The 12897-nt window shown below is 38.5% G+C and carries 11 protein-coding genes and 1 other annotated feature; of the genes, 9 read left to right on the top strand and 2 right to left on the bottom strand.

The window, feature by feature from the left end; genetic code table 11:
• The first annotated feature begins 491 nt into the window (after positions 1 to 491).
• Together mnmA and AB3I42_RS08115 are read left to right on the top strand one after the other, a co-directional pair.
• Entirely contained in the window at positions 492 to 1613 is a 1122-nt protein-coding gene (mnmA, locus tag AB3I42_RS08120; RefSeq protein ID WP_010720804.1) for a tRNA 2-thiouridine(34) synthase MnmA, read from the top strand.
• Between the two features lie 432 nt (positions 1614 to 2045).
• The gene (locus AB3I42_RS08115) at positions 2046 to 3173 is read left to right on the top strand and encodes an aminotransferase (RefSeq protein WP_010737144.1); all 1128 of its coding nucleotides are present in this window, start codon (positions 2046 to 2048) and stop codon (positions 3171 to 3173) included.
• A gap of 112 nt (positions 3174 to 3285) precedes the next feature.
• Here AB3I42_RS08115 and AB3I42_RS08110 read toward each other — a convergent pair whose 3' ends face one another.
• Positions 3286 to 4587, bottom strand: a complete 1302-nt coding sequence (locus tag AB3I42_RS08110) for a multidrug efflux MFS transporter (protein ID WP_010737145.1) — start codon at positions 4585 to 4587, stop codon at positions 3286 to 3288.
• Positions 4588 to 4736: 149 nt separating this feature from the next.
• Here AB3I42_RS08110 and AB3I42_RS08105 point away from each other — a divergent pair, with 149 nt between their 5' ends.
• The 3 genes from AB3I42_RS08105 to AB3I42_RS08095 all read left to right on the top strand — a co-directional run bounded on the left by AB3I42_RS08105 (position 4737) and on the right by AB3I42_RS08095 (position 7809).
• Positions 4737 to 5303, top strand: a complete 567-nt coding sequence (locus tag AB3I42_RS08105; RefSeq protein WP_010720801.1) for a TetR/AcrR family transcriptional regulator — start codon at positions 4737 to 4739, stop codon at positions 5301 to 5303.
• 123 nt (positions 5304 to 5426) lie between these two features.
• Positions 5427 to 5804: a DUF1033 family protein gene (locus AB3I42_RS08100; RefSeq protein ID WP_010720800.1), complete on the top strand. Its 378-nt coding sequence runs from the start codon at positions 5427 to 5429 to the stop codon at positions 5802 to 5804.
• Entirely contained in the window at positions 5737 to 7809 is a 2073-nt protein-coding gene (locus tag AB3I42_RS08095) for a DNA topoisomerase III (RefSeq protein WP_071859342.1), read from the top strand. Before AB3I42_RS08100 ends, AB3I42_RS08095 begins: the two co-directional genes overlap by 68 nt.
• Before the next feature lie 230 nt (positions 7810 to 8039).
• Here the strand turns inward: AB3I42_RS08095 and AB3I42_RS08090 are convergent, their stop codons facing one another.
• On the bottom strand, positions 8040 to 8525 hold the full coding sequence (locus AB3I42_RS08090) for a prolyl-tRNA synthetase associated domain-containing protein (protein WP_010737147.1): 486 nt from the start codon (positions 8523 to 8525) through the stop codon (positions 8040 to 8042).
• 92 nt (positions 8526 to 8617) lie between these two features.
• Positions 8618 to 8848, top strand: a binding site (T-box leader).
• A 200-nt stretch (positions 8849 to 9048) separates the two neighbouring features.
• Between AB3I42_RS08090 and AB3I42_RS08085 the strand changes: the two genes are divergently transcribed.
• From AB3I42_RS08085 to AB3I42_RS08070, 4 genes are all read left to right on the top strand, one after another.
• Positions 9049 to 9690, top strand: coding sequence for an amino acid ABC transporter permease (locus AB3I42_RS08085; protein WP_306690452.1), 642 nt, complete (start codon positions 9049 to 9051; stop codon positions 9688 to 9690).
• A gap of 11 nt (positions 9691 to 9701) precedes the next feature.
• A complete protein-coding gene (locus AB3I42_RS08080) occupies positions 9702 to 10337 on the top strand; it encodes an amino acid ABC transporter ATP-binding protein (protein WP_010720796.1) in 636 nt (211 codons plus the stop codon).
• Between the two features lie 16 nt (positions 10338 to 10353).
• Entirely contained in the window at positions 10354 to 11172 is an 819-nt protein-coding gene (locus tag AB3I42_RS08075) for an amino acid ABC transporter substrate-binding protein (RefSeq protein WP_010720795.1), read from the top strand.
• A gap of 272 nt (positions 11173 to 11444) precedes the next feature.
• Positions 11445 to 12881: a glycoside hydrolase family 1 protein gene (locus AB3I42_RS08070; protein ID WP_010737149.1), complete on the top strand. Its 1437-nt coding sequence runs from the start codon at positions 11445 to 11447 to the stop codon at positions 12879 to 12881.
• The last annotated feature ends 16 nt before the right edge of the window (positions 12882 to 12897 follow it).

The following is a 12897-nucleotide window of genomic DNA, read 5'->3' as shown; positions in this document are numbered from 1 at the left end:
TGATGAGTTGTTGGATCATCGGAGGTGTTAACTTGTTTTTATCCACAAAAATTGAATCCAAATTCTTAAAAAGAATCATTATTTTCCTTAACCTAATCTGTATTTTGGGCTGGCTTTTTTTTGGGGGGTGAAAAAAAATGATACAAATTGAAAAGAAGAAAAATCATTTTATTTAACGTATCAGGTATATCTTTTAACAAAGATGGTGCTATTAATCCTCAATTATTTGTTTGCTACTTATATTCTTTCCTTACGCTTATTTTCTTCATGTGGATAGTCTTTAACTATGATCAATCGACTGAACAAAAGCAAATGATAGAAAGACGATTCCAATTTTCTTTTTTTAAAAGTGATTAAAAGGCTATACTGATACTTTGATAAATAAGGGATGAAATTTTCAAGAATATATCGTATAATGTAAAGCACTGAAAAGTTGCGACCTTCAACTCGTAGATGATTTCAGAAAATCTAATTGAAATGATGGTGATACCATGAAAGACAACAGCAAGACACGTGTTGTCGTTGGGATGAGTGGCGGTGTCGACTCATCTGTAACAGCACTTTTACTAAAGGAACAAGGCTACGACGTCATTGGGATCTTTATGAAAAACTGGGATGACACGGATGAAAATGGTGTATGTACAGCTACGGAAGATTATAAGGATGTAGCGAAAGTTGCTTCACAAATCGGGATTCCTTATTATTCTGTCAATTTTGAAAAAGAATATTGGGATCGTGTATTTGAATATTTCTTAGCTGAATACCGAGCAGGACGGACACCTAATCCAGATGTGATGTGTAATAAAGAAATCAAATTTAAAGCATTTTTAGATTATGCGATGGATCTAGGTGCTGAATACGTAGCGACTGGGCATTATGCGCAAGTAGTGCGTGACGAAAATGGCGTAGCACATATGCTTCGTGGTGTAGATAACAACAAAGATCAAACTTATTTCTTAAGCCAATTGTCACAAGAACAATTAGCGAAAACAATGTTCCCACTAGGTGGTATGGAAAAAACACAAGTACGTGAAATTGCGGAACGTGCAGGTTTAGCAACTGCTAAAAAGAAAGATTCCACTGGGATTTGTTTTATAGGCGAAAAGAATTTTAAACAATTTTTAAGTAATTATTTACCAGCTAAAAAAGGAAATATGGTGACACTTGATGGAGAAGTCAAAGGTCAACATGCTGGATTGATGTATTACACGATCGGTCAAAGACAAGGCCTAGGGATTGGTGGTGGCGGTGCATCACAAGAACCTTGGTTTGTAGTCGGAAAAGATCTTGCAACGAATACGTTATATGTAGGACAAGGATTTCATCATCCTGCCTTATATGCAACAAGCCTTGATGCGAGCGAAATCCATTTTACAACGAATGAACCAATGCCAAAGGAATTTAAATGTACAGCTAAATTCCGCTACCGCCAACAAGATGTGCCGGTAACGGTTCGGTTATTAGAAGGCGATCGTGCCGAAGTGATTTTTGATGAACCTGTACGGGCGATCACACCAGGTCAAGCTGTCGTCTTTTATGATGGAATGGAGTGCCTTGGTGGTGGCTTGATTGATCATGCCTACAATAAAGAAAAAGTCTTGCAATATGTGTAAATCTTGCTTGCGAACAGCTCTTTGAACAACTTTCTTTTGTTAGAAGAACAAGAAAAGAGTTAAGACAAGTTTAGTTCTGAGAAATAAGCCGAAGAATCCGAAAATAGTTTCGCCTATTTTTGGTATTCCTCGGTTTTTTTTGCTAGAGTGTCTTCTGAAATATCAGTAAGGGGTTTTTGAAGCAAAGAGTTTTCAGATTTTTGTCTAATAATTTTTTCTGAAGAAAACAGTGTCAGGCGACTTTTTCAACAGGCGGTTCTATCTATTTGAAAGCGTTATTTTTAAAAAGAGAGTATAATAAAATCGGAAACCGACCGTTTATCTCATTTACATGGCATCTAGGAGCGACGAGTGTTTCTTGGTTTGTTTGAGTATCGATGAATAGAAAGTAGTGAATCAAAAATATTGAAGAAAGCAAAAGGAGCGAAAAAGATGGAAATCACACATTTTGGACTGGAAGAATGGTTGAATAAGTGGGAAAAAGAAGCAGTATATGACCTTGCACAAAGTTCCATCGAAGCACTGACGTTAGAAGAACTGATTGGGTTAGACGGAACGACAGTTACTGATTTTTTTCAATCTTTGAGTAAAACGTCGTTGGATTATGGGTGGAGCGAGGGGACGGCAACTTTCAAAAAAGAAGTCGCTTCTTTGTATCAATCGCTTTCTTCAGAAAACATTATTCAAACCAATGGGGCGACTGGGGCGAACCTTTTGGCGCTGTATGGATTGATTGAACCAGGAGATCATGTGGTCTCCATGTTGCCAACCTATCAGCAATTGTATGACTTACCCAAATCTTTAGGTGCAACTGTTGATTTCGTACCACTCACAGAAGAAGAGGAATGGCGTTTTGATAGTGTGAAATTAGTTGATGTGATCCAACCAAATACTAAAATGATTTGTTTAAACAGTGCCAATAATCCAACAGGTACATTGTTGGATCGCCAAACATTGGAAGAAATTATCGAAATTGCCGAAAAAGTCGATGCGTATATTTTGATGGATGAGGTGTATGCCCCATTAGCAGGGGGAGATTTTGTCTCAATCGTGGATCTGTATGACAAGGGGATCACGACTAATTCATTGTCAAAGACTTATTCTGTTCCTGGTATACGCATCGGCTGGGTAGCAGCGAATCAAGAAATCATTGAGCGTTTAAGAAAATACCATACCTATTTAGTACTTAGCGGTGGTGTTTTGTCAGATGCATTAGCGGTTCACGCACTGAGGAATAAAGAAAAGATCCTTGCACGAAATAAAAAAATCGTTTCGGAGAATTTAGCCATCGTTGAAAAATGGCTGGCTGATGAACCAAATGTCCAATTAGTGTTACCGAATCACGTGTCAACGTCATTCATTCGCTTGAACATAACAGAAGATGATGAGCAATTTTGTATTGATCTTCTGAGAGAAACTGGTGTCTTACTGGTCCCAGGTAGTGCCTATGGGGTGCCTCAGCATGCGCGCTTAGGGTATTGTTGCAAGAAAGAAACATTAGAAAAAGGGTTAGCGTTACTTTCAGAATATCTAAAAGAATGTGGAAAAAACAAAGTATGAGAAATTTAAGAGACCCCCAAAAGCTAGACTAAAAAATCTAACTTTTGGGGGCCTCTTCAATCTTAAATATGACGATAGTTCTTGTTTATTCAGATTGACTATTATTAAGCGATCAATGTCCATGAGGTTGTGTGTGTTTGTCTGAAGAAAGGACAGGTGTATCGGATGTTTCTGATGAGTCAACAAGCTCATTGTCATGGATTTCTTGTGTGTTACGACGTACTAGTAAGAAGTTCACTAAAACAAGTAAAGAAGTGGAAAGAAAGACTCCTCGGTAACCAAACACGCTTGAAACGCTCGAACCAATCATTGGACCAACGACATTCCCAGTTGCTTGGAAGGATTGATTGTAGCTAAAAATCCGACCGGCGGCGTGATGTGGGGAATATTTGGTGATCAAAGCTTGGACAGCTGGAAGCAAACAAGCATCTGAAATACCGATCAAAAAACGCAACGCAGCCAGTTCCCAGACATTCGTGACAAAGGCCATTGGGATATAAACTAAAATTGCAAATCCTAAGCCAATAGCTAAAATACGTTCACTCCCGATTTTATCGCCTAAGCGACCAAAACGAGGAGCGGCGATCAATGTGGCAATTCCTGGGATCGAAGCAATGATCCCACTAATCAGTGTGACACTTCCATGTCCATTTAGTAACTGACGAATATATAAACTAATGATTGGGCTAATAGAATTATTCGAAGCTTGAATAATCATTGTTGTGACGAACATACCAATCACGACATGAGGATATTTCAATTCTTTGAATATTTGTTTGGCAGAAGCCATATTTTCCTTTTTAATAGGTACAAATGTTTCATGAACAAAGAAAAGACTTAATAAAAAGACGAAAAATAAAATGATTCCTGTGATGAAGAAAGTTGGACGATAACCAAATGCTGAGGCTGAAATCCCCCCAAGTAAAGGACCAAGCAATGTTCCTGTGACGGAACCAGTAGCCAATGTTCCTAAGACTTGACCACTTTTTTCTTTCGGCGTACCAGTAGCGACAAGGGCAGTGGCATTACTGATGTAACCAGAAAAGATCCCTTGTAACAACCGCAGTGCAACGAGTTGATACACACTGGTCACACAACCCATCAAGGCAATAACGACAGCCATCCCTAAGGAAGCACGCAAGAGCATCAATTTTCTGCCTTTCTGATCGGCTAATTTGCCCCACCAAGGAGAAATCAATGTGGTGACGAAAAACGTAGAAGAAAAGGTCAACCCACTCCAAAAATTCAATTGCGACGTACTATAGTTACCTAACGTATCTATGTATAGTGACATAAACGGCATGACTAAGCTAAACCCAATCCCTGCCATAAAAGTCCCAAACCATAAGACAAATAAGTTTTGTTCCCAAGTTTCTCTTTTCCTAAATAATTTTTCTTTGATGCGTGTGGTCACTGTTATGTCCTTCTTTCTGAAAATTTTCATTTACATTCATTTATTATAAACTACAATGTGTAGTTTATCAATGGAAGCCTCTTTTTTAAGTTCGTTTTTCATGGTAAACTAAAGTTGTTAAGTAGTTAACATACGAGAGGAACAACGAAATGAAAAAAAGAAATCTATCTCAAGAAAAAATCATCGCTTGCTTTCGTGGACTAGCGGAAGAGATGGATGTTCAACAAGTCACTTTTCAACACCTGGCTAAGGCGCTAGACGTCAAGTCTCCTTCCCTCTATAATCATTTTAAAAATATGCGTGATGTAAAGACCGCATTGACTGCAAAATTATTACAAGAGTTAAACGAAGCGTTGCGTCGTTCTTTGGTTGGAAAAAGTGGGGCAGAGGCGCTGCGTGTCTATGCACAAGTCTATCAGTCTTTTGCTTTTGCGAACCAGGCCGTTTACGAGTTGCTGATCAGTGTCCCTCACACCAATGAGGAGATTTTGTTAGAAGGAATCTATGAAACGAATCAGATCATTCTACAATTATTTGATGCCTTTGATTTGACCCGAAAAGAAAAAACGCATCGCAGCAGAGAATTGCGAAGTATCATCCATGGCTATTTGTCTTTACGATTTTTAGGCTATTTCACAAAGGAAGCAACTGTGTCTCCTGAAGAGAGTTATTCTTGGATGATCAATGACTTTATTGCCACTTTACCAAGTAAATAAGTAGTACGTTTCTTTAAAATAGACAAATTCATAAAATGTCCCTTTTATAAGAGAAATTTCTTGCAACTTTCTTGAAAAGTGTCTAAGATGAGTCTAGTAAAATCGTAGAGAAGGAGCACGAGTATGTATCAAGTAGTGACAATGTTCGGAGATAATGAGCCTTGGTGGTTCTTTGAGAATTGGGAAGAGGATATCGAAGTAGAAGAAACATTTGATTCTTTTGAAGAAGCACAGGTTAATTATGAACAAAAATGGCTTGCAATCAAAAATAAATACGAATATATCCATGCAAAAAGCAACTTTCTAAGTGCCTTCTGGAATGACGGAGACGAGCGCTGGTGTGAAGAATGTGATGATGATCTTCAACAATATAAAGGGTTAGCCTTATTGAAAAATCATCAGCCAATCACTTTAGAAAGCAGAAAGGAATTTTATGAAACAACTAATTCTAGCGGAAAAACCAAGCGTTGCGAAAGACCTAAGCAAGGTGCTTGGTGCTAATCAAAAACACAAAAATTATTACGAAGGACCCAAGGTGATCGTTACTTGGGCCCTTGGTCATTTGTTAGGGCTGAAAATGCCTGAAGACCTCAATAAAGAATGGCAAAGTTGGCAAATGGAAACGTTGCCGATGATTCCTAAAAATTTAGGAATCAAACCACTGCCTAAAACAGGTCACCAATTAAAAACAATCAAGCAATTGGCGCAACGTAAAGATGTGTCAGAGGCTGTGATCGCTACGGATGCCGGAAGAGAAGGGGAATTGGTTGCTCGGTGGATCTTGGAATATGTCCGCTTCAATAAACCAGTGAAACGTCTTTGGATTTCTTCCCAAACAGATAAAGCAATCAAGACAGGATTCAAACAATTGAAGCCCGCAAAAGACTATGATGCACTTTACTATTCGGCGCTAGCTAGAGCAAAGGCTGACTGGTTAGTAGGATTGAACGTGACACGGGCGCTGACTGTGAAGTATCAAGATAATCTATCCGCTGGTCGAGTTCAAACTCCAACACTCGCCTTGGTTAGAACACAAGAACGGAAAATTGAAACATTTAGACCACAAACCTATTTTTCAATTTTATTAGATGTACAAAAACAACAAGCAAAGATGGTTCAAAAAAATCAATTCGCATTGAAATCTCATGAAGAAGCTCAATCATTAGTGAAAGAGTTAGCTAAAAATAAAGGGACTGTGACAGCCATCCAAGAAAAAGTAAAAGTGGAGCCGGCACCATTGCCTTATGATCTAACGGAAATCCAGCGAGAAGCAAACCAACGTTATGGCTACTCTGCTAAAAAAACTTTGGGACTGGTCCAAAGTTTATATGAAACGCATAAAATCGTGACGTACCCTCGTACAGATAGCAAATATCTGACGAGTGATATGAAAAGTACGATGAAAGAGCGTTTACAGGCGGTCAGCGATTTTTCTCCAGAAGTGAAACAGTATTTAAAAAATGGGGCAGTTGTTCGACAAACAAAAGTCTTCCAAGACAGTAAAGTTACTGATCACCATGCGTTATTACCAACTGAAAATCGTCCACGCTATGAGAAACTTAGCAACGAAGAACAAAAAATCTATCAAATGATTGTTACTCGATTCTTAGGATTATTCGCTGAGCCACACAAAATCAGTCAAACAAAAGTGACTGTGACATTTGGCAAGGAACAATTTGTGTTCCATCAAAATCAAGTCCTTCAAGCTGGTTGGAAAGATGTCAGTCAAAAGGAGAGCAATGAAGTGGACTGGGTGGAGGGAATGCGTATCCAACCAGAATTTACGATCAAGAAAGAACTATCGGCACCGCCTAAGCCTTTGACAGAGGCGAGTTTACTAGGACTTATGGAAAAACATAGTTTAGGAACACCGGCAACTCGCGCCGAAATCATTGAAAAGTTGATCAAATCGGAATTGATGGAACGAACACCGCAAGGCTTGCAAGTCTCACCAAAAGGGAAGCAATTATTGGAATTAGTCAATCCTTCCTTAGTGACCCCTGATTTAACAGAAAGCTGGGAGAAAGACTTAGAAGCAATTGCAGCGGGGCAAAAACAAGCCAGCCAATTTTTAATGGGCATTGAAAAAGAAACAAAACGATTGGTACAAGAAATCAAAACAAGTAAACAATCTTACCAAGATTTCTCGATCACACAGAAAAAATGTCCAGACTGCGGTTCCAATCTTAGAGAAAAAAATACTCGAGATGGCAAAATCTATGTCTGCACGAATCAAGATTGTCATTACCGTAGAAGAAAAGATCCAAAAGTCTCGAACCACCGTTGTCCGCAATGTCATCGGAAAATGGAGATCATCGAAGGCAAAAATGGCGCTTATTTCCGTTGTAAATATGATGGGACGACCGAAAAAATGTTAGATAAAAAAGAACAAAAGAAAAAAATGACGAAGCATGAAGAACGTCGTTTATTGAAAAAGTACACGCAAGCAGAAGAACCGGAAGAAAGCCCACTTGCTGCAGCTTTAAAAGCAGCAATGAAGAAATAGCGTGTCGTTTGTTGAAAATCAGCAATGGTTTTTGAGACCACTATTGTATGTTAAAAAATGGTGATTGGTTTCAAGTGATTGCTGTTTATGTAACATGGTTTAGAATGTGAAAGAAGCTTAGTCTGAGACATAAGTCATGAGGTTCCTCTTAGAAATTGTTGTTTTTACGTACAATTTTAGGAGGAACCTCATTTTTTGTATGTTGGGCTTTTTATCACAAATAGCCGTGCTTATAAATCTTCGTAGATAGGTGGATGTTCAAGGTATTCTAAAATCTTGATGAAATCTAAAAATGATAAGATCAATGTTGTCGTGTTGACATTTGGATGAAATCCTACGGTAGAGGTTTGATCAATGGCTGAGTCAATGACTACTTGAATCGCTTTTTCTTGATCATGCATCAATGCAAAAGGTGTAACAGTACCGGGAGCTACCCCTAATAAATCAAGGAGCTGTTCTTCTGAAAGAAAAGACAAACGCTTCTCATTCAGCTGTTCTGCAAGTTGTTTCAAATTTGCCTGCTTTTCATCAGGTAAGATAACAAGATAAATTTGTTTCCCTTTTTTTGCTTTTAACACGAGATTCTTCACTTGAGGTCCTGGTAGTGTAAATGGCAGATTTTTGACAGAAGTAATCGGTGGATGATCCACCTTTTGATAGGGAATGCCTAGTAAATCAAGTAATTGATAGGCTTCTTTTTCAGTAGCAAAAACCATCGATTGATCGCTTCCTTTCTTTTTCTTTCATTCATTATAAAAAAATAATTGACAAAAGAAAAATAATCGTGTAAATTACACGTAAGTTAAAATCAACGACATCGAAAAGAAGAGTAGCGATTAAATGTTTGAAGAGAGTCTCTGGCAGGTGGAAAGAGATAGCAGTTAATGGTGAAACACATCTTGGAGTCGATTTTCTGAAATACAGTAGGAAAATCCGGGAAGCCCGTTACAGCTGCGGTCATTGTTTGATGACCAGATAAGGTTAGTTTCCGTGAGGGACTAGCAAAAAAAGGTGGAACCACGTAATTTACGTCCTTTGGTCATTTGACCGAAGGACGTTTTTTTATTTTCGTGTGAAGTAAATGTCCAACAACAATTACTTTTGTTTTACCTCATTTTCTGGAATGACTGCGTGAGGTTTCTTTTGTGAAAAAGAAACAAACAGAGGTGGGAACACGTGTGATGCGTCCTCTTGACGAGAGTCAAGGGGATTTTTTTATTTAAAAGGAGGAAGAAAGAAATGAATTATTTGCTGGAAGTCATGCCACAACTATTAGTAGGGGCTCTTACAACGTTGAAATTATTTATTTTTACCTTGATTGGATCATTGCCATTAGGGATCATTTTAGCATTAGGGTTGTCTTTACATTTTAAACCAATTCGTTATATCTTGCAGACCTATGTCTGGGTCATGCGTGGTACACCGTTATTACTACAATTGATTTTTGTTTTTTATGGATTGCCAACGATCGGGATCGTCTTTGACCGTTTTGAGGCAGCATTATTGGCTTTTGTTTTAAATTATGCCGCTTATTTTGCTGAGATTTTTCGTGGGGGGATTCAATCGATTCCCCAAGGACAATATGAAGCTGCGCAAGTGTTACAGTTGAGTCCTTTTCAAACCGTCACAAAAATCATTATCCCACAAGTGACAAAAATCGTTTTACCATCGGTTGGGAACGAAGTGATTAACTTAGTGAAAGACTCTTCATTGATCTATATCTTAGGACTAGGAGACGTTATGCGAGCAGGGAAGATTGCGATGGAACGTGATGCAATATTGCTACCATTACTAGGTGTGGCTTTCATCTACCTAGCACTAACTGGTATCTTAACGATCATCATGAAACAAGTAGAAGGAAAATTAAACTATTATCGCTAGGAGGAATGGACATGATTGAATTAAAGAAAGTAAGTAAAGCATTTGGAGAAAAGAAAGTAATCAACGCGTTAGATCTAGTCATTCCAGATGGTCAAACCATGGCGATCGTCGGTCCTTCTGGTGGAGGGAAAACGACACTTTTGAGAATCTTAGCAGGATTGGAAAAAGCAGACAGTGGGGAATTTTATCTGGATGGTGTAGCCTTTGACCCATTTGAATTGAAAACGAAAGAGCAAGTCGTAGGTGTTGTTTTCCAAGATTTTCAACTGTTTCCACACTTAAGTATTTTTGACAATATCACTTTAGCGCCTAAAATGGTGTTGAAGCAATCGAAAGAAACGTATACGAAAAAAGCACAGGAATTAGCCGATTCACTTGGGATCAGTGATTTACTCAACAACTATCCTTATCAATTATCTGGCGGTCAAAAACAACGGGTAGCGATCGCACGTGCCTTGGCAATGAATCCTCGAGTTCTTGCTTATGATGAACCGACAAGTGCCTTAGACCCTGAGCTGCGACAACAAGTAGAAAACTTGATCGTCTCATTGAAGGCAGAAGGTGTGACACAAATCATCGTAACCCATGATTTAGTGTTTGCGGAAAATGTGGGAGATCAACTCGTGAAGGTCATCCCAAACAAGTAAGAAGGAGGGACACTTGATGAAAAAAATCAGTTTGCTACTTGCGATAGTTGCAGGGATCGTCTTTCTTTCTGGTTGTAGGAATGAAAAGACAGATAAAGATAATTGGTCAACGATTCAATCAGAAAAAAAAATCATCATCGGGTTAGATGACACCTTTGTACCGATGGGGTTTCGTGATAAAGAAGGAAAACTAACAGGTTTTGATATTGACCTTGCTAGAGCAGTTTTTAGAGAATATGACATCAAAGTCGTTTTCCAACCCATTGACTGGTCCATGAAAGAGTTTGAATTGAATAATGGGACGATTGATCTCATTTGGAATGGGTATACTAAAACAGCTGAAAGAGCCAAAAAAGTCCAATTTTCAAAACCTTATATGCAAAACGAACAAGTCCTGATCACTACGAAAAAATCAGGGATCACCAGCTTTGCTCAAATGAAGGACAAAATCCTAGGAGCTCAAAATGGTTCTTCTGGTTATGATGCCTTTATCAAACAACCAAAAATATTAAAAGATATTGTAAAAAATCAGGATGCTGTTTTATATGATAGCTTTAATGAAGCATTGATCGATTTGAAGAGTGGACGGATCGATGGGTTATTGATGGATAAAGTATATGCTGGTTATTACTTGAAGCAAAAAAATGAGTTGGATCAGTTCAATATGATCAAAGGGGATTATCAAAGCGAAGATTTTGTCGTGGGTGCCCGAAAGAAAGACAAGGAATTAGTGAAGAAAATCAATGAAGGGATTGCGGAATTAGAAAAAACAGGAGAATTCCAACAAATCTCAGACAAATGGTTTGGTGAAGATGTGACACCCGTTCAGAAGTAAACAGGCAATCTAACATCATTGAGTGTCTTAAAAAGAAGCGTGGTAATTTGAGTGTCTCTCAGTTCACACGATAAAACCTATGAAATTAACCTGCGCCAAATGAATAAGCAAGAATTTTTGAAACACATATTTTAAAAAATTCTTGCTTATTTTTTGTCTGAAAAATTCCAATGATCATAAAATTGTTCAATGATTGATTTCTCCTTTTGTATTGAAAGGGGTTTCGTGTTATCCTTTTTTAGTAAGGATTGAAGCAAGAAAGGAAGAGATTGATGGAACACCAAAAATTAACTGAATTTCCCCAAGATTTTCTTTGGGGATCAGCCTCAGCGGCTTATCAAGTTGAAGGAGCCTGGCAAGAAGACGGCAAAGGAGAATCGGTCTGGGATCGTTTTGTCCGTATTCCAGGGAAAACTTTTAAAGGAACAAACGGCGATCTAGCGGTTGATCACTATCATCGCTTTAAAGAAGATATTGCTTTAATGAAAGAACAAGGATTGAAAGCGTATCGTTTTTCAGTTGCTTGGACTCGCATTTTTCCTAATGGTCGTGGGGAAATCAATCAAGCAGGGTTAGCTTTTTATGAAGAGCTGATCGACGAGTTGATTGAAAACGGGATTGAACCAATGTTGACATTGTATCATTGGGATCTTCCACAAGCCTTGCAAGATGAGTATGCAGGTTGGGAATCACGCCAAATCATTGAAGATTTCACTAATTATGCTGAAACATTATTTAATGCTTTTCGAGGAAAAGTCCATTATTGGATCAGCTTGAATGAACAAAATATTTTTACTTCACTAGGCTATTTATTAGCTGCTCATCCACCAGGTGTTACTGATCCGAAACGGATGTATCAAGTGAACCATATTGCTAACTTAGCAAATGCAACAGTGATCAATAAGTTTCATGAATTAGGAATGCCAGGTAAAATCGGTCCAAGTTTTGCTTACACACCTAATTATCCAATCAACAGCGATCCTAAAAATATTTTAGCTGCAGAAAATGCGGAAGATTTGATGGCTCATTACTGGATGGATGTCTACATGTGGGGCAAGTACCCGATCGCCGCTATGAAATTTTTAGAAGAACGTGGCTGGGCACCTGAAATGGTTGAAGGAGACGCAGAACTGCTTGAATCTGCTAAACCAGACTTCTTGGGGATCAACTATTATCAAACAGCTACTAATGCCTTTAATCCGTTGGATGGTGTAGGAGCTGGAAAAATGAATACCACTGGGAAAAAAGGATCTTCTGAAGAAACAGGCGTCCCAGGAATGTACAAAAAAGTCGACAATCCTTTCGTTGAACGTACGAATTGGGATTGGGAGATCGACCCAGAAGGATTGAGAATCGCATTAAGACGGATTACGAGTCGCTACCGAATGCCTGTATTGATTACTGAAAATGGTTTAGGGGAATACGATGAATTGACAGAGGACAAAAAGATCCACGATGAGTATCGTATCGCTTACCTTTCAAGTCATGTCAAAGCGATTAAAGAAGCGATCTCAGATGGTGCTGAAGTCCTTGGTTATTGTACTTGGTCTTACACTGATCTGTTAAGTTGGTTGAATGGCTACCAAAAACGTTATGGATTTGTTTATGTCGATCAAGATGAAACTCAAGCAGGATCATTGGATCGCTACAAGAAAGATAGTTACTATTGGTACCAACAAGTGATCAAAGAAAATGGCTCAACGATCTGACCTTTTTAATAGTAAA

The sequence above is a fragment of the Enterococcus sp. C53 genome, from assembly GCF_040887425.1.
Taxonomy (GTDB): Bacteria; Bacillota; Bacilli; order Lactobacillales; family Enterococcaceae; genus Enterococcus_B; species Enterococcus_B hirae.
Note: the sequence above shows the minus strand (reverse complement) of the source record. Positions and strands in the feature narration are given on the sequence as shown.